The following is a 17,493-nucleotide window of genomic DNA, read 5'->3' as shown; positions in this document are numbered from 1 at the left end:
CCCCGGCGCCGACCTAGTCTCGGTCCCCGACGTGCCCCGGCGCCGTGACGGAGAGCACGCGCTCGACGAACGCCGCGTACTCCTCCATGTAATGCCGGAGGAAATCCTCCGTACCGGCATCCGCCACCTCGCCATCGGGCCCGAACACGTCGGGCTTGAACGTGATGTACGCCTCCGGTGCGTTCAGCTGCGGCGCGTTGAGAAAGCTCAGGACGCTGCGCATGGATGACTGCATCACCGCGGTGCCGATCGCCCCGGTCGAGGCGCCGATGATCCCCGTGGGGGTGCGCGCGAAGGAGTTGTGCCCCCAGGGCCTGGATCCCCAGTCGATCGCGTTCTTGAGCGGACCGGGGATGGACCGGTTGTACTCCGGCGACACGAACAGCAGCCCCTCCGACTCCTCGACCGCGCTCTTGAACGCGGTCACCGCAGGGGCCGGACTCTGCTCGTCGTCACGATCGAAGAGCGGCAGGTCGCGGATCGAGATCTCGGTCAGCTCCAGACTCGGAGGCGCGAGCCGTACGAGCGCCTTCGAGAGGATGCGGTTGATCGAGTCCCGGGAGAGGCTGCCGACGAGATAGCCGATGCGGTAGGTCATGGAGTGCTCCTTCACGGTCGGGGTGTCGTCTCCGGTATACGCCCTCTGGCCCGCCGGGCGCCAGAAGATCTAGGATCTCGGGCAGAGGGAGTCGACATGAAGCTCATCCAGGTCGCGCAGCGCGCCACGGATCTCGACCGCGCCGCCGCGTTCTACAGCGACCTGCTCGGCACAGAACCCGCCGCACGCTTCGATCCGCCCGGACTGCTCTTCTTCGACCTCGACGGCGTGCGGCTGCTGCTCGATGCGGGAGCGGCGAGCGCGCTGCTCTACATCGAGGTCGTCGACATCCACGGCGCCGTCGAGCGGCTGCGGGCCGCGGGCACGACGATCGTCAGCGAGCCGCACGTGATCTTCAGCCATGCGGACGGCACTCTCGGCCCCGCGGGCACCGACGAGTGGCAGGCGTTCATCGTCGACAGCGAGGGCAACACGATCGGCCTGGTCGAGCAGCGCCCCGCCTGAACACATCACCCCTCGGATCGATGGGCCGCGAGGAACACGTCGAGCGCACGGGCCACGTGCCCTGCCGCATCTCCGTTCGGCAGAGCCTCGTCGTCGCCGAGGAGCATGGCCCGGTTGACGGGCTCTCCCATCACCAGCCAGTTGAGCTGGGTCGCGGCGAGGACGGGATCGGACGCACGCAGGATGCCGGCGGCATCCATCCTGCCGATCACCTCGGCGAGGGAGTCGATCGCCCGCTGCGGGCCGTTGAGGTGCAGTGAGCGGGCGAGGTCGGGGAACTGCGGCGTGAGGCCGATGACCAGTCGGCGGAGCGCGAGGAGACCCGGGTCGAGCACGGTCGAGAGCTGCTGCTCGAGGATCGGGGCGAGCACGGTGCGCGCATCCGCTCCGTCGCGCACGACCGGAGGTGCGCCGAGCACGCGCTCGCTCGCCGCGCTGGTCTGCGATCCGACCAGCGCGAGGAACAGGCCTTCCTTGCCGCCGAAGTGGCTGTACAGCGTCTGCTTGGCCACTCCAGACACCCGAGCGATGGAGTCCATCGTCACCGCCTCGTACCCGTGGGCGAGGAACTGCTCCTGGGCGGCGGCGAGGATCGACTCGCGCTTGCGCACCGAGCTCGGGCGGAGATCCGCTGCACCCCTTGACGATTTCATACTCATGAGTCTAGTTTATAGAAATCATACCGACCAGTCTTGAAATTGGAGATGACGATGGACAGCAGGAAAACCCTCGAGTTCGACGCAGAGCTCATTCATCCGATCGAGGCCGGGGCATGAGCGCTCTGACCACCTCGCGAGGCGACCGCATCGTCTACGACGACCTCGGAACGCCAGGCGCACCCACGGCGATCTTCATCGCCGGCGCCGGCCCCACCCGGGCCGACGATCCGATCACCCACGCCACGGGTGAGGCCTTCGCCGCGCTCGGCGGACGTGCCCTGATCGCCGACCGACTCGGGCGCGGCGAGAGCACATCGGCGGGTCCGATCGAGCTCACCGCCCAGCTCGACGCGATCGAGGCGCTCGCCCGAGAGGAGGAGGCTCCCGTCATCCTGATCGGCCACTCCTCCGGGTGCGCGATCGCGATGCTCGCGACGTCTCGCGTGGCGGAGCTGGCCGGTCTCGTGCTGTGGGAGGCTCCGCTCGGACTCTTCGAGGGCGGCGCGCCGTCGTGGTGGGCGCGCGTGCGCGAGTCGATCGACGCCGGTGACCTCGAGGAGGCCGTCGCGAGGTACATGGTCGGGATGCCGCCGGAATGGCTCGAGGGGCTCAAGAAGTCCTCCGACTACCCCGGATTGATCCACAGCTGGATCCCCGACGGAGAGGCTCTGGCGGAGGTCGAGGAGAGCGGCTATCGACAGGCGCTCGCCCCTGTCGCCGCACCCGTCGTCGCCATCGTCGGCGCGGAGACCTTCCCCGGCATGATCGCGACGGCTGACGCGCTCGCGGAGGCAGCGTCGGACGGCAGCTCCGAGCAGCTGGCCGGCGCGTGGCACTCCTGGGAGCCGCAGGCGATGGCCGAGAGGCTCGCCCGTCTCGCCGGGGTGGCCTGAGCCTACGGGCCGACCATCGGCGCGTGACGCACGGCGATCAGACGGTCCATCGTCTCCAGAAGCCTGACCGAGTCCGGTCGGGTGTCGTCTGCCGGACGGTGCATGAGGGTGCGCAGCGAGCTCAGCGCGAGGAGGATCGCGGCATCCGCCACCTCGGGCGACCCGGCGCGCTCCTCGATGAGCAGACCGAACTCGGCCTTCAGCGCTCCCATCCACTGCGTGAAGGTCGCGACGAGTTGCGGCTGCTCCGTGACGAGCTTCTTGAGCCTCGTGCGCTCCACGCCCGAGCTCATCGAGTCGGCGAGGAGATCGCAGATCGCGGGCATGAGCTCCCCCGTCGCCGAGCGGAACCGCGCAGCCGCCTCCGGAGAGATGATCTGCTCCGGCAGGTTGAGGGCCGCCGCCGTCTTCGACGGGAAGTAGTTGAAGAAGGTGCGGGGCGAGACCCCCACCTCCTCGCAGATCTGCTCGACGGTCGTTCCGTCGAGCCCTTGACGTTCGACCAGGCGCAGGGCAGCCTCGTGCAGCGCTTCCCGCCGCAGCTTCTTCTTGCGCTCGCGAAGCCCCTCGGGCTCCCCTGCGCTCTGGTCGTTCGTCATATCAGCTCTGCACCTTGATCGTCCCGGTCTCGCTGATGCCGGCGTCGTCCGCCATCTCCTGCAGAGCCGAGCGGGTGCGCAGCGGCGGAGCCTTGAAGAACCAGCTCAGCACGAACGCGAGCATCAGCACCCCGAAGCCTACCCAGTAGATCACGTCGATCGCCTGGGTGAAGCCGACCATGAAGGGCTTGGTGAGCGCGGCATCCGCGCCGTTCAGGAACGACGTGTCGCTGACCGAGCTGCTCGATCCGTTCGATGCCTCTGACGTGCCCTTGTTGATCTTCTCGGCGATGTCGGGGACGAGCTGGTCCACCCAGTAGGTGCGCTGGGCCTTGTCCGACCAGTCCACAGACACGGTGCCGTCCGTCACGGAGGCGTGGGCCTTGTCGGCGACGGCCTCGAGCGCCTTGGCCTCGGCGGCCGGGGTGGCCTCCGCGACCTTCTGGTCGATCACCGTCTGCGCGGCGGCGGCCGGAAGCTGCCCCGCGGCGACGGCCTGGTTCACGGAGTCGGTCACCGCGGTCGTCACGGCTTCGCTCGCCGAGGCCTTCGCCTCGGTCACGCCCTTGTCGAGCTGCGACTGGATGTTCTCCTGCAGCGGGCCGACGATCGGCGTCCACAGCTGCTCCATGACGGCCTTGTTCTGCTTCTCGCCGGCGACGGCGGGATCCAGCGCGGCGTTCAGAGCGGCCGTCAGCGTGGGCTTGTCGCCCATGCTGTGCGTGATGTTCGTCGGAAGCAGGGTGAACAGCACCGACAGCATGATCGCGGTACCTAGCGTTCCACCGATCTGGCGGAAGAACGTCGCCGCACTGGTGGCGACGCCCATGTCGGGCGCCTCGACCGCGTTCTGGCTCGCCATGGTGAGCGACTGCATCAGCTGCCCGAGGCCGAGACCGACCACGAACATGCCGATCATCATGAACCACACCGAGGTGGTCGACGAGACGAACGTCAGGAGCAGGAAGCCCACCGCCGTGGTCAGGGTGCCGGTGCGCGGGAAGATCCCGTACTTGCCGGTGCGCGCGGTGATCTGACCGGCCGCCATCGAGGAGGCCATGAGGCCCACCACCATCGGCAGCATCGCGAAGCCCGACTCGGTCGGGGTGAGACCGGCGACGATCTGCATGTACAGCGGGATCGTCATCATGGCGCCGAACATGCCGAAGCCCACGAGCACGCCGATGATGGTCGCCCACGAGAACGTGTTCGAGCGGAAGAGGCGGATCGGGATGATCGCGTCGTTCTTCATGGCGATCTCGATGAGCACGAATCCGATGGCGCCGAGGCCGCCGATCACGTAGCAGGCGATCGAGGCGACGGAGCCCCAGCCCCACTCGCGGCCCTGCTCTGCGACCAGCAGCAGCGGCACGAGCGCGACGATCACTGCGGTCGCTCCCCACCAGTCGATGCGCGGGTTGTCGTGCTTCGCGACCTTCGGCAGGTGCAGGAAGGTGATCACCATGCCGAGCGCGATGAGGCCGATGGGCAGGTTGATGAGGAAGACCCAGCGCCAGCCGGAGATCCAGAGGATCTCGTTGGCACCTGCGAAGAGACCGCCGACGAGCGGGCCGATCAGCGAGGAGATGCCGAACACGGCGAAGAAGTAGCCCTGGTACTTGGCGCGCTCGCGCGGAGCGAGGATGTCGGCCATGATCGCGAGCGGCAGCGACATCAGCGCGCCGGCGCCGATGCCCTGGAAGGCACGGAAGCCGGCCAGCATCAGCATCGACGTCGAGAACGTCGACAGCACGGAGCCGATGATGAACACCGAGATGCCGAAGATGAACAGCGGGCGGCGCCCGAAGATGTCGGAGAGCTTGCCGTAGATCGGCACGGAGATGGTCGACGTGATCAGGTACGCCGTGGTGACCCAGGCCTGCTGGTCGAGGCCGTGCAGGTCGTCGCCGATCGTGCGGATCGCCGTGCCGACGATGGTCTGGTCGAGAGACGACAGGAACATTCCGGCCATGAGGCCGTAGATCACGAGGAGGATCTGACGGTGCGTCATGATCGGCTTCGACGCGTCAGATTTCGCGACCGGCGTGGCACCGGTGCGGGTGGAGACAGTTGACATTCCAGCCCTTCGGAAGGCGTGAGGATTATTGCAGACGTGCAATATTACACGACTGCAAGATTAGTGCGGGCTGAGAGAGTCGGATGCCGTCCGGACGGAGCCTCGATTCGCTAGCCTGAGTGCGATCGCGCGGCATCCGACCGCGCCGAACCCCGACGAGGAGACGACATGGTCGAGTCCGCACCGATCCTGGCCTGGACGCTGCAGCAGGAGATCCCCGTGCCGGCGGACGTGATGCCGCTGCTCGTCGAGGGCGAGCAGCCGGTGGCATCGTTCAAGACGTTCCGCGACAGCGCCACGTTCACGACCAAGCGGCTCATCGTCCGCGATGCACAGGGCATCACGGGCAAGAAGGTCGAGATCTACTCACTCCCCTACTCCGCGATCAACATGTGGTCGACGGAGAACGCCGGAGGGCTGCTCGACCGCGATGCCGAGGTCGAGCTGTGGACCCGCGCCGGCCACATCAAGGTGAAGCTCACCAAGGGCGCCGACATCCGTCGCATCGACAGCCTGCTCGCCTGGGCGATCCTGCAGCACTGACACCCGGAGAGCCGCTCCTCCCGCGATGTCGGATGCCGTCACCAGAATGAATGCATGGACGTGCACCGGATCGTTCCGAACCTCACCGTGACCGACCTCCCGCGCGCGGTCGCCGAGCACACGGCTGCGCTCGGCCTCCGCGTGCTCATGGACCACGGATGGATCGTCACCCTCGGCGACGACGAGGGTCATCAGTTGAGTCTCATCACGCGGGATGCCACGGCATCCGTCACACCCGACATCTCCGTCTTCGTCGACGACGTCCGCGCCGCGCTCGCCCGCGTGGAGTCGGCCGGGTTGGAGATCGTCCATCCGCTCACGGACGAGCCCTGGGGCGTCACGCGCTTCTTCTACCGTGGTTACGACGGACGGGTCGTGAACATCGGCATGCACACCGTCGCGTGAGCGGCCCGGCGCGGTCGCACTGCTCACCGTCCGCTCTAGGCACGATGAGCGGAAGCGCGTCAGAGCGCCGGCCGAGCACCCCGCGGATCACGCCAGTAGGTCTGCACCCGAACGCCTTCGACGAGTTCCACCACCGCGCGGGGACGGTACCCGAGCCTTTCGTAACGCGCATCGTTCGCCGGGTTCGACGACTCCAGGTAGGTGGGGATCCCGGCATCGTCATAGTGGGCCAGGGCCGCCCGGAGCAATGCCATGCCGTGCCCGCCGCCGCGGGCCTCGGGCGCCACCCCGAGCAGTGTCAGGTAGGCATGCGGATCGCTGGGCCGGGCATCGGCGAACCTGGCACCGGCCTGCTCCAAGGCGGCAGCAGCCTCCGGGTCGAGCAACTCGCCGACCAGCGCGTCGTAGGCAGCATGGGCCTCGACGGAGATCTCGTCCTCACCCGGCGGGTACCACACGGAGACCGCGCGAAGAGCGCCGCGCGTGCTCGCACCCTGCGACGCGCCCTCGCCATCGGAGCCGCCCTCGAGCACTCGCGACTCGGAGAAGCGCAGGGCTTGTCCGACCATGAACCGCCAGTACGCACCGGCCACCTGCGGACGCGTCTCGACATCGGGGAACGAGGGTCCCCAGACGGGATCGTCCAAGAACGCCGCCGTAAGGATTCGCGTCATCTCGTCGAGGTCGCCGGACGTTGCCGGTCGCAGTCCGTGCGGGAGTGTCTCGTGTGTCATGCGGTCCTCATCTCGTAGCTGGCGTACGCGGCGGTCGGCGGACGAGCCTTCCCGATCTGCGGAAGGGTCGCGGGATGACCGAGCAGATCGATGAGCACGTCGCTGTGGGTGAGCTGCGGATGATGCCCGGCTCCGGGCACAGAGATCAGCTCGACGTGGGGAAGCGACTCCAGGTGCGCGACCGCGGCAGGGTCGAGCGGGTCCTCGCTCCCGGTGATGATGCGCACCGGGCCGTGGAATCGCCCCAGCGCGTCGCGGAGCTCAGCACGCCATCGCGCCGATCCAGCGGAGGCGAGCTGCTCGGCTGCCCGCTTCGCACGACCTCTCCGGAGGTCGCGGATGCTGGTCTCGAGAGCCTTCGCGCTCGCATCCGCGCCGGTGAGTCGGCGTGACAGCTGCACGGGATCGGCGCGCCGCAAGAAGGCGCGAACCAGCATCCGCAGACGTGCCGCCCCGCGCACCGGCGCCTGCAGAAAGAAGGGCGCGATCAGAGTGAGGGACTCGATCCGTTCGGGGAACCGGTCGGCGGCGATGACCGCCGCTGCTGCGCCGATCGAGTGGCCGATGAGTTCGACGGGTTCGTCCCCGAGCATCGCGGGCAGCCAGCGCTCCCAGTCGCGAATGCCCGTTCCGCCGCTCAGCCCGAGACCGGGAAGATCGACCGCTCGCGCGCCGATGCCCGATGCCACGTCCGACCAGGTGTCTGCGTTGACCGGCAGCCCGGGGAGGATCACCCGACGATATCCCGACGATCCCAGCTCGAAGGTCCGCATACCGGCGACGTCGACGAATCGGCGCTCGTCCCCTACGGCCGCGCCGAAACGGTGCGCGGCGAGGTGGTCAGCCCACCGTTCGAGCGACACCCGCACGTCGGGCAGACGGAGCCCGTGCCGGTCAGCGAGCTCGATCGCGGATGCTATGGGATAGCGATCGGCGGACAGGAAGCCGAGAGTCTCGGGGTCGGCCCGGGTGATCCATCGAGGCAGCCGCTTGATCACGCTCGCCGGCACCTTCAGCCTCGGGATGTTCGCCCCGAGGTGCCGCCCGACGTCCGTGAGCAGATCAGCCAGCAGCGGGGTCGCGTCGTCGAGAATCCAATAGGCCGTACCCACGGCCTCGGGATCGACCGCTGCCGTGGCCATGAACGCCGCCAGATAGTCGACGGTGACGACCGGAAGGAAGGTCGCGGCGCCTCCGGGCAGCGCGGTCGCAGTCCCGTCCCAGATCTGCTCGATGGTGCTCGCCAACCCGATGTGCTGGTCGGACTCCCCCGTCGCGCTGTCTCCGATCACGCTGGCCGGATTGACGATGGTCCAGGGAATGCCGCGCTCCCGGGCCCGGGCCTGGAAGACGGCGTCCGATTCCACCTTCGACGCCTCGTAGCCGCCCAGTTCCGCGTAGACCGCCGTGCGGTGCCCCTCCGACCAGGGAACGGCGTCGGGGTCCTGCCCACCGACGCGGTACCCCGAGACGTGAACCACGCGCTGCAGCATCGGGAGTTCTGCGGCGAGATCGATGACCTTCTCGACGATGCCGACGTTCGCGGCCCGCGCTTCCTCGGCGGGCATCCCGAATCGATACGCACCGGCGCAGTTGTGGATCTCGGTGACGTGCGCGAAGGCCGTCGCGCCACCCACCAGGATCTCCGGCGCGTCGAAGTCGGCGATCGCGATGTCGATGCTCCGGGCCAGGCCATGCTCCCGCAGCCATGCCTCGACGCGCGCGCCGGATGCGGCGCTCCGCACTGCCGCGGTGACGTCCGCGCCGGCCCTCGCGAGGGTCAGCACGAGGTGTCGTCCGACCAGCCCCGAAGCCCCGAGCACAAGGGCGTGACGCGGTGCGTTCTGGGCGCTCATCTGGCTCCCCCGGCGTTCTCGACGCGCCGCTCGATCAACTCCGCGACGACCTCAGCAGCCGATTCCAGGGGCTGGGTGCTGCGCGTGGCGCGTGAGACGATGACCGCGCCCTCGATCATCGAGACGACGACGGTCGCCAGAGAGCGGGACTCCTCGGCGGCGACGCCGTTCCCCTCGAGGAGTGCGGCCGTCGGCGCGATCCACGACTCGAACGCGCTGGCGCAGGCCTGCCGCAGCCTTTCGCTCTCGGCGCCCATCTCCAGCGTCACCACGGAGACCGGGCAACCGAGCCGGTAGTCACTCTCGCTGACGATGCTCGCCAGCGCCTCGATCGCCGCGCGGGCCGCACCGGCCGCGCTGCCCGTCGAGACCGCAGCCTCGGCGATCAGCGCCTCGAACTGCGTCGCCGCGAGCTCGACCGCTGCGACACCCAAGCCGACTTTCCCGTCGGGGAAGTGGAAGTAGATCGATCCCTTCGGGGCGTCAGCGTGGTCGATCACCGCGTTCAAGCCCGTGCCGCTGTAGCCGCTGGTCTGGATGAGTTCGAGCATGGACGCCGCGAGTCGCGCCCGGGTCTGATCGCCTTTGGAGGTCATGCGACCAGAATAGACCGGTCTACATATTTTTACAATCCGGAGTGCTGCGGGAACATCGGACCTTGCCCCCGACGCGATCCCGCCACAGTGTCGCCGCACCTGGCGATCGGTGCTCGTCAACAGGCATCCCTGGCGGATCTCGACTCCGAGGGCGCGCGCAACTGTCCGGTTGCAGGACCAACGTCGGGGCGCCATGGTATGCATTTCCCAAGAGCCAAGGGGGGGTCTCACGATGAGCCATACATCCAGTTGCGAGAACGCGGACGGGAACACCTGTGTCTGTCCGTGCGGAAACACACGTCACGGCCACGTCCTGGTACGGGGGTTCACGTCCACGACACCAGCCGATTGGGCAACAGCATCAGCGAAGGTCGAGACACACCGCTGGATTCATCTTGACGACGCCCGCAAGAGGACAACGTCGAACAGCTCCTCCAAAGAGCGCCGTCCTGCGCTGAACGGCGTTGTGAGCGAACTCATCTCGACGCTCATCACCGACATACAGGAACATGGACATCTTGACGCTGTCGACGTGTTCGCGAAGCAGATCTCTGTCGAGGTCAGTGACGAGTTCGACAAGCGCCTCTCAGGTGGAAAGGCGCCGAAGACCAGCAACCGACACCTCTGGTGCGTCGTGCTCGCGGCGATCTGCCGTGCGTACGATGAGATGACGGATTTCGTCTCGAAGTCCGTCGACAGCGTCGTGGACGACATCGTGGAGTGGCTGCGGCAGGCGGTGAAGCCAGATCGCACAGAAGACATCGAGGTCACTGCCATCTACTCCCGCAAGACCGGTGTTCGACGAGCGTTCGACTTCGACACGTTCGATTGGCTGCGCCTGGTCATCCGACACGCGGTACTGAGCGTGAAGGTCGCGTTCCAAGAGCTCGGCGAGGACGTCGCCATGAAGTACCTGCGTCTCATTGGCGCAGTGGTGTGCCCGGACCCCGAGCGTCACCCCGTCGTGGTGAAGCACTGCATCTGGCCGCTTGTTCAGGGGCCGTTCCGGGACCTACTGGAGAAGCACGTCTCGGATGAGATCCGCGCCTGGCTCCGCAACGCGTACCCGTACCTTCCTCGAACGGACGACGGCGCCGCGACGTAGCGGAGCGCATTTGGTACCTTCGACCAGGGCACAGATGACGAGGCGCTGCTCTGCGCGCTGTCCTCTGCGCACGGCCAGGACGTCGCAGACTTGCTGGCATCGACGGGAAGGCCGCATCGTCGGCACATCTACCCAGGTAGCGCGGTGTCGTCTGCAGGCAGACCCCGGGCAGGAAAGGTCGCTGAGCGCTGACCATCCGCTCCTCGAACCAGAACTCTGCCTCGAGTCCATGGGCGAGGGCTCTCAAAGAGCGTGCTCTTGAGCAGACCGCGGAGCGGGGCGCTCAGCACCGCGACCGTTCGAGAGACGTGGCAAAAAGGGAGCAGCTGATCGATGAGCTCGGGATGCCGAACCTCACACGGCATGAGCCCTTGGCGTTTCCGGGACACGCAGAAGGCCCGGAGACTCTTGCGAGTTTCCGGGCCTTTCTCGGTGGGCTGTTGGCAGAACCTGCCGTGGAGCGGACGGTTAGCTCGGGTCCACCGTCGCTTTCCTCCGGCGCTTGCGGTTTCTTCCTGTGGGCGGGACCCGAACGTCCGACGCTTCGCTTTATGCCTTCACCTCGGCCCTGAATCGAAGCGCCTCTTCGTCCTCTTCGAAAGAGGGATCGACCAAGACCAACACGGCTTCGCCTGTCGTCAGAACTGCGTCAATCCGCCAGGTCTGATCCCACCGGACAGCGATGGTGACGTCAACGAAGTCACTCGAGAAGTCGACCGTCTCACGCGATGCTCCGACGACGCCCGGAGCAACCTCGTGGAAGGTCACGATGTCGCCGAGGATGTTGCCGAATACTCGAAGCTCCGCGAGCCCGACACGTTCGTTTCCGTCGACTTCGACGCGGAGGTCTCCGATCTCCGCGATGTCGATCTGCGTGATCATGAGCTCTGCAAGCTCAGCTTTTCCTTTCAGGGCCGTCCGGTCAGTGCCGACCTCGATGATGACCCCGTGTTCGTGGAACGAGAGCGTCTCGGCGTGGTCACCGAACCTCTCATTCAGGTACTCGGGGAGTTGCTCCATCAGGCGGACTGCCAAGTCGTCGGTCGCCGGCGTGAATGTTCTCAGCGCTGCGAGAAGCCCGCCTGCACCGGTCGCATGACGAACGTTCCCAAACCGGGCAGCACTGCGCTGTAGCCGTTTATCTCCGGTCAGGATCACGACAACGTCCTCCGCAACCGCTGACTCGCTTTCCACACAGGCGAGGACCACAGCGTCGGAGGCCCCGGTTTTGACGTTGTTCTTCGTCTCGCCGGAGCCCATTTGGAGGATCTGTTCCCGCAGCGCGAGACGCCACGCCTGGCTGTCCGGTCGCCACACTTGAACGCCTGCGGGTAAGCTGACCTCGATTCGGCGAACAAGCTCGTCGATAGGTGGCACGGGTTCAACTATCGTGCGGCGAATGACGACATCGTCGACTCGGTTACTCCGGACTGCTTCCTCGAGCGCCACGTGCGCCGAGTGAGCGTGCTCGGCCCATTCCCAGATGACGACCTCTGGAATTACCACCGAAGCGGCCCTCCCTGCTGCTGATATCAGCGAGTCGAGTGCCGAGCGAGAGTACTGCCCGCGAGACATCGAGTTCGTGTCGAGGATGATGACTGTCACGATGCGATGATATCCAGGGCTGAACCGGTGTGAACGAGGACCGCGGCGCGAAGCATCGACACGACGCGGCGGTATTGGGTACGTCGTGCTCGAGGGTTCACCGAAGGAGCGAGTGTCTCCGTTCAAGTAGATCGCTGTCGCTCCACAATTCGACCAGCGGGTCACCAGGATGGGGAATTCGCTGTTTCATCGACCTTGATGGTGAACTTCCCGCCGTTCTGAGTGAAGTCGAACTTCGCGCCAGCACTCATCCCGGCACCCTCGGTGAACAGCTCAGTGAAGTTCGCGCTTGCCTCGTGCGCAGCCGCCCTCAGATCCGCTGGAAAATCTCGAAGCCCCGTACCACTATCCCGGCGATGCTTCCAGCCGAGGCGAAAACGACCGCTCGCTCGCTTGCGATGTATGACGCTAGCCGAGCATGAGGGAAGTGCTGACAGCGAGTCACGAGCCTCGCAAGCGGGTCGTGAGAAAGGACACTAGAACGTCGGGGGCGTGCCCGCTGAGGCCGGGAGCCTACGCAGCGCCTCACGGTTGACCTCAACTTGGAAGCCTCTCGCGCGTGGCCGATCCCTAACGAACCAGGAGCAAGACTCGGCTGAGTCGGCTGACTACTACCGCCGTCTCGGCGCCAGCACCATACCCCTGCCTTCCGCATACTCGTCCACTGCGAGAAAGCCCTTGCCGAGATCGTTTAGAACGAGTTCAAGTCGCCAATGGTCTACCTCGTTTGCGGAGTTGGCGTAGGGGCGCAAACTGCCGTTACCTTCGCGTCCCGTCATCCAGTCCTCGAAGGACTCGAAGACAAACCGGTCTCCTTCGCGGTCGTAGCGGACGCACTCAGCTTCCCATGCCTCATGATCAGCTTCGTCGTAGGTCTCTTCATGGAGAATTGCATCTGCCCAAGGGAACAAAGAACCCAGTACGTCCTCGTAGGGCCGCAGTCCGACCATGATGAACCAGCCGCCGAGTTCGACGCGGTCTTCGTTGGCGTCATCAACCGACACGATCTGAATGTCGCCACGCCCCGAGCTCTTGTTGACCCATTCGTCTGCTTCAAGCAAGAGGCGGCGACCGTCTTGAAGTAACTTCATCCAGGGAAGTGACAACCGGAGCTTCCGAACCCGGAGTTCGTATGGTTTTCCTTCAGCGGCTCTTTCGAGCTCGTACTTCGAACGCCGGCTGAGCTCCTGCTTCCTTGAGATGAGGAGTTTCTTACCTCCGCGTTTTCCGGTGACCACTGTGTGTTCGTTCACCGCCTGCCAATACGCGGACTTGGTGACCGGATCGCAGATGATGACAATGACTGGAAGCGCGTGTTCGAGCCAGTACGAAAGATCATCCTTGTCGAGCGGGTACCACCAACCCTGGTCGACCTCCCTCTTAAAGTAGCTCGGACCCGTTTTGATCTGCGCTGCCAGAAGTTCCCCAGTCGCTGCATCGTCCTCGACAACCTCAAACTGAGCGTCAATGCCGTAGTCATCGGTGGGCTGCTCGCGAAAGATCCATTCGAAGTCGCTCGCAATGATCTGCTGAACAGCAGCGATCCCTTTGCGGTCTTGCTTCGCGGAGTGCTTCACCTTCTTCGGCATCACACCATCATAGTTTCGGGAAGGCTGCGCCGCGTTCGTAGCAAGCGCAAAGCGTTCGGGTCGTCATAAGCGAGGGCGCGGAGCGTCCCTCGAGGGCTCGTCGAAGCCCCACCCCTCGTCATTCAAGACGACCGCTGCAGCTCCTCGGGCTCGAAGTACTCCACGAAGAGCATTCGTGCGCCATCGGTCTCTGACGAGCTGGCTACGTGGGACCCCTCCGCCAAAGCCGACCGACTAATCAACCCGTCGCCGATTCCTGCGTCAGACGCCTGTGGTTCCAGCGACGCTTCTACACCAGTCGAATCCGAAGCCGCCGAGCCCGCTCCTCAAACGCTGGCCTCCCGCCCTCGAGGATCTCGCAGACCTCGTCTCGCACCACCGGGTTCTCCAGTCCACCGCTCAGGTAAGTGAGCACGGGAAGTCCTCCGGGCACGTGTGCGCCAGCGCTCGCCACGATCACCTGGTCGGCATCGGTGTTCACGACAAGGTTCGCGTTGTGCGTCACGATGATGATCTGGCGGCGATGCCTGGTCTCGACGAACCGTCCAACGAGCTCGACGAAGATCGATTTCGGGTCGAGGTTCTCTTCGGGCTGGTCAATGATCAATGGCCGGTCGTCGGATTGATCGACGGCTAGGTAAAGGAGGAGCAGCACGATGCCACGGGTTCCTGGCGATAGCTGCTCGATATCGACGCCGTCGTATTGGATGCCGTAACTAACGGAGATATGGTCCGTGCTATTCAGCCAGGCCGCGACGTCGTTAGCCCAGGCGCGGAATGCAGTGGCGTTGGACTGCGGAACCTTGGCCTGCTCGATGATGTGCTGGTCGTGGTCGTTGCGGAAAGCTGCCATGGCATCGGCAACGTCTGCGCTGGCACCACTCTCCCACGCGTTCAGCAAGGTGTCGGTCGCGACTCTCAGGAGTTCTCCGCGCCCGCGGAATGTTGTCCCGGTTCGCAAGTCCATGAGGTCTTCGCCGCGAGCGGCCCAGGCCTCTACGTTTACTACGCGGCGCACACTGAAGCTAAGTTTTCCTAGGGTGCCGCGCTGCGAGGAAAGCATGGTCGAGAGCGGCTCGTACATCTTGGTTAGCTCCGCTTGCTCAGATGCAAAACCGTCGAAGAGGGATGCGTATGATGCTTTCCGGTTCCCGGCGAGTACTTTGATCCTCGCTTGTGCGCCCGTGGCGTTCGCCGCTGCCGTATTGGCAGCAGCGAGCGCGGCCTCATTCTTGGTGATCTTGTCGTTGAGAGCAGTGAGCTGCTTCTGTTTGGCGCCATCGAGACCGATGAGTTGGCCGAGGCGCGTTGATTCGGCCTTCAGCGTGCTCAGGGGTTCAGTCCCAAGGCCCACGCCATCCGCAATGAAGGGCGGCCACTCCGCTGCTGGACTAGTCGGCCGCGGGATGGGCCGTCCGGTCAGGTCCGCGATCTGTTCGCGGAGTTCGACGAGATGCTTGGCGACGACGTGAGCAGGATCTCCGGTGAACTTCAGTTCGAAGGCCTGCCAGTCACTTGCGCTGAGGCCGGCGCCCGCATGGGCACGCTGAAGATCCGCGGCGAGCGCGGGGAGTCGGCGCGCTGTCATGTCGGCGATGGCGGCCTCGAGTTCTACGAGAGATTGTTCTCGACGGCGAGCGATGTCGACCGCGCCCTGACGCACGCCTAGTTCCGCGTTCACGGCCTCGAGTCGCTCTGAGCGCGCTTCCCCTCCTGTGACGACGAGTGCCGTGCGGGCTTTCTTATCCTCGTCGAGCAGCTTGGTTAGGCGGGCCTGGTCAGCGGTGATAGCCGGCAGTTGAGCGCGCGCTGACCGCTCGTGTTCGATCTGGTCGGAGAGGCTTGCGATGGCTTGGTTAGCGTGGGCGCGCAAGTTGCGCCCGTGGCTCGCCCGGATATCGAGCAGCTCACGAAACGATGACGTGCCGAGACGATCCTCGTATCCATGCGCCTCGAAGATGACACGCTCGATCTCGGTCAGCAGCTCGTCAGTCATGCCTTCGGCGGAGCAGAGGCGCTCCACGAATTGCTGAGAAAGGTACTGAACACCGGCAGCTGCATCTGGATCGACGCTCGGCGGCAACTCAGTTGTCGCCGAGCTGCCGTCGGCCCATGTCAGCGCAACGGACGAACCGCCGATGTGCGGTCGCGCACGCTGCAAGAAGGTCTTCTCGCTTGCATCATCGCTTGCAGCACCGGCGCCCGCGGCGATAAGGTCCGCGAGGGCTGTCTTGCCCGAACCGCGGGCACCAATGATCGCCACAAGTCCAGGTGAGAGCGGAATCGCTCCGTTCCCGAACCAGGTCGCTCCGCCGACGGCGATCTCCTTGATCACACGGTGAGGCAGAGCGCCTGATGGTGGATCGATTGCCACGACAGCTCGCTCGCGCGGCTCAAGGCACGCTTGGCGTAGCGTCTCGAACGTCGCGTCACCTTTGATCCAGGTATAGCGATCATTGTCCGGTTTGCCGACCTTAGCAAGGCTGTGTGCGTCGCTCCCATGCAGACACGGCTTCGGGCCGTCGAGTTTCGATGCCAACTCCTCCCGGCTCAGAACTCCGTCCCCGAGCCAGAACTCCCGCTGCTTCGGTGCACCGGCGAAGATCACGTGCGCAAAGCGCTCAATCTCCTGTCGCGTGGCTTCGAGCGATCCTCCTGCGGCTTGCACGCCGGATGTGCCGTCGTTACTTCCACCGGCGACGGCGACCAGGATGTTGTCCTGCGCCCAGGCGCTCTTAGCGAAGGAGTCCTTCAGGTTGCCGACCGTGACCTTGAATTGATTGGTGCCCGTGCGCAACGCAGCACCATCGTCCGTGATCGACGTATCGTGAGCTCTACCGAGGCGGATGAGGTCTTCGCGGTCGCAGGCGTACGACTCCCCGTTGGACTCGAACTTCAGAGTTCGGAGAAAGCGTCGAGTCTGTTCGACGTGGTCCGTAGCCTCGGGCGAGACCAGTAGGTGAAGGTTGACCGGATGATCGCTCCCTGTTGCTGTCGGCAGGCGAAGCTCGATATTTGGGAACACCAGTCCAACACCCGGTAGCCGACCAGCCGCCTTGTAACCAATGACGACCTCGTAGGTATCGATGCTGTAGTAATCCGTTACGCCAAGCGCTTCGATGCGCGGCTCAGACTGTTCTATCGCAGCGAGATAGGGCTCCCAAGCGTTCGCGCCGAACTGATTGTTCAGCGCCGTCCCGGGCGCATGGATGTGCGGGTCCCATCTCCTCCAGAGCGAACCACGCGGGTCCGCCGCGGTAGTCACAGCCCCGTCTCCAGGCGACCAGCTATTCTGCTCACTTCGGAGATCGCCGCAGATAGCTCACGCCGTCCCGCACGGTGGCGACGCTGAAGCGGTTGAGCAAGGAGCGACTTGACCATAAGTGAGAAATCTCCAATGCGCTTCGATGCGCGAATCAGTGTCGATGTATAGGGCTGGGAACGAACTGGCAGACCATTGCAACGATATCGGGGCGACACGCCTTTCCAACGAACCAAGAGCCCTGTGCGTTGCCAGACGTCGCCAGATGACCGTCGTGACGACGTGGCGCGCCCCATGTTTCGTAACGACAGCGTCGCGGTCCTGTCTGACGCTCTGCCCTCCGACGGTCCACACAGAAGGCTTCGGCAAATGAGACTCAGTTGATCGCGGAACGGACTCGTGGACTTTACAAGCTTGACCGAGGGGTAGCCGTTCGCGTCGAGCAGTGGCCGCAGACGCGCCAATTCCGTCGCGAAGTTGTTCCGGGGCCTACCCTAATCTTCACGA

Annotated in this window: 15 protein-coding genes; 5 read left to right on the top strand and 10 right to left on the bottom strand. The window is 65.2% G+C overall.

Going from position 1 to position 17,493, the window contains the following annotated elements; genetic code table 11:
• Nucleotides 1-13 precede the first annotated feature (13 nt).
• On the bottom strand, nt 14-598 hold the full coding sequence (locus ACFVRO_RS09670) for an NADPH-dependent FMN reductase (RefSeq protein WP_386951741.1): 585 nt from the start codon (nt 596-598) through the stop codon (nt 14-16).
• A gap of 96 nt (nt 599-694) precedes the next feature.
• Here ACFVRO_RS09670 and ACFVRO_RS09665 point away from each other — a divergent pair, with 96 nt between their 5' ends.
• On the top strand, nt 695-1,063 hold the full coding sequence (locus tag ACFVRO_RS09665; RefSeq protein WP_223586240.1) for a VOC family protein: 369 nt from the start codon (nt 695-697) through the stop codon (nt 1,061-1,063).
• Between the two features lie 5 nt (nt 1,064-1,068).
• Here ACFVRO_RS09665 and ACFVRO_RS09660 read toward each other — a convergent pair whose 3' ends face one another.
• Nucleotides 1,069-1,716 (bottom strand): TetR/AcrR family transcriptional regulator, encoded by a 648-nt coding sequence (locus tag ACFVRO_RS09660; protein WP_386951738.1) that lies wholly within the window; start codon nt 1,714-1,716, stop codon nt 1,069-1,071.
• Nucleotides 1,717-1,835: 119 nt separating this feature from the next.
• Between ACFVRO_RS09660 and ACFVRO_RS09655 the strand changes: the two genes are divergently transcribed.
• Nucleotides 1,836-2,615: an alpha/beta fold hydrolase gene (locus ACFVRO_RS09655; RefSeq protein ID WP_386951736.1), complete on the top strand. Its 780-nt coding sequence runs from the start codon at nt 1,836-1,838 to the stop codon at nt 2,613-2,615.
• 2 nt (nt 2,616-2,617) lie between these two features.
• On the opposite strand, the gene ACFVRO_RS09650 is transcribed toward ACFVRO_RS09655, so the two are convergent.
• Complete coding sequence (locus tag ACFVRO_RS09650) at nt 2,618-3,214, bottom strand: TetR/AcrR family transcriptional regulator (RefSeq protein ID WP_105676964.1); 597 nt, start codon at nt 3,212-3,214, stop codon at nt 2,618-2,620.
• 1 nt (nt 3,215) lies between these two features.
• Nucleotides 3,216-5,225: an MDR family MFS transporter gene (locus ACFVRO_RS09645; RefSeq protein ID WP_386951733.1), complete on the bottom strand. Its 2,010-nt coding sequence runs from the start codon at nt 5,223-5,225 to the stop codon at nt 3,216-3,218.
• A gap of 234 nt (nt 5,226-5,459) precedes the next feature.
• Here ACFVRO_RS09645 and ACFVRO_RS09640 point away from each other — a divergent pair, with 234 nt between their 5' ends.
• Both ACFVRO_RS09640 and ACFVRO_RS09635 read left to right on the top strand, forming a co-directional pair.
• A complete protein-coding gene (locus ACFVRO_RS09640) occupies nt 5,460-5,834 on the top strand; it encodes a PH domain-containing protein (RefSeq protein WP_223586235.1) in 375 nt (124 codons plus the stop codon).
• A 54-nt stretch (nt 5,835-5,888) separates the two neighbouring features.
• Entirely contained in the window at nt 5,889-6,239 is a 351-nt protein-coding gene (locus ACFVRO_RS09635; protein WP_386951730.1) for a VOC family protein, read from the top strand.
• Nucleotides 6,240-6,298: 59 nt separating this feature from the next.
• Here the strand turns inward: ACFVRO_RS09635 and ACFVRO_RS09630 are convergent, their stop codons facing one another.
• Genes ACFVRO_RS09630 through ACFVRO_RS09620 form a run of 3 tightly spaced genes read right to left on the bottom strand, consistent with a single transcriptional unit; the run spans nt 6,299 to nt 9,425 of the window.
• Entirely contained in the window at nt 6,299-6,973 is a 675-nt protein-coding gene (locus ACFVRO_RS09630; RefSeq protein ID WP_386951727.1) for a GNAT family N-acetyltransferase, read from the bottom strand.
• The gene (locus ACFVRO_RS09625) at nt 6,970-8,829 is read right to left on the bottom strand and encodes an alpha/beta fold hydrolase (RefSeq protein WP_386951724.1); all 1,860 of its coding nucleotides are present in this window, start codon (nt 8,827-8,829) and stop codon (nt 6,970-6,972) included. The genes ACFVRO_RS09630 and ACFVRO_RS09625 overlap by 4 nt, the downstream gene beginning before the upstream one ends.
• Nucleotides 8,826-9,425: a TetR/AcrR family transcriptional regulator gene (locus tag ACFVRO_RS09620; protein ID WP_386951722.1), complete on the bottom strand. Its 600-nt coding sequence runs from the start codon at nt 9,423-9,425 to the stop codon at nt 8,826-8,828. Before ACFVRO_RS09620 ends, ACFVRO_RS09625 begins: the two co-directional genes overlap by 4 nt.
• A 466-nt stretch (nt 9,426-9,891) precedes the next feature.
• Between ACFVRO_RS09620 and ACFVRO_RS09615 the strand changes: the two genes are divergently transcribed.
• A complete protein-coding gene (locus ACFVRO_RS09615; RefSeq protein ID WP_386951719.1) occupies nt 9,892-10,530 on the top strand; it encodes a hypothetical protein in 639 nt (212 codons plus the stop codon).
• Between the two features lie 549 nt (nt 10,531-11,079).
• Here the strand turns inward: ACFVRO_RS09615 and ACFVRO_RS09610 are convergent.
• The 3 genes from ACFVRO_RS09610 to ACFVRO_RS09600 all read right to left on the bottom strand — a co-directional run bounded on the left by ACFVRO_RS09610 (nt 11,080) and on the right by ACFVRO_RS09600 (nt 16,989).
• On the bottom strand, nt 11,080-12,135 hold the full coding sequence (locus ACFVRO_RS09610) for a hypothetical protein (RefSeq protein WP_386951716.1): 1,056 nt from the start codon (nt 12,133-12,135) through the stop codon (nt 11,080-11,082).
• A 611-nt stretch (nt 12,136-12,746) separates the two neighbouring features.
• Nucleotides 12,747-13,724, bottom strand: a complete 978-nt coding sequence (locus ACFVRO_RS09605) for a DUF4365 domain-containing protein (protein ID WP_386951713.1) — start codon at nt 13,722-13,724, stop codon at nt 12,747-12,749.
• 289 nt (nt 13,725-14,013) lie between these two features.
• Nucleotides 14,014-16,989, bottom strand: a complete 2,976-nt coding sequence (locus tag ACFVRO_RS09600; RefSeq protein WP_386951710.1) for a TrlF family AAA-like ATPase — start codon at nt 16,987-16,989, stop codon at nt 14,014-14,016.
• Nucleotides 16,990-17,493 lie beyond the last annotated feature (504 nt).

The sequence above is a fragment of the Microbacterium sp. NPDC057944 genome (assembly GCF_042887445.1).
In the GTDB taxonomy this organism is placed as follows: domain Bacteria; phylum Actinomycetota; class Actinomycetes; order Actinomycetales; family Microbacteriaceae; genus Microbacterium; species Microbacterium natoriense.
This window is presented reverse-complemented; position numbering and strand designations above follow the sequence as displayed.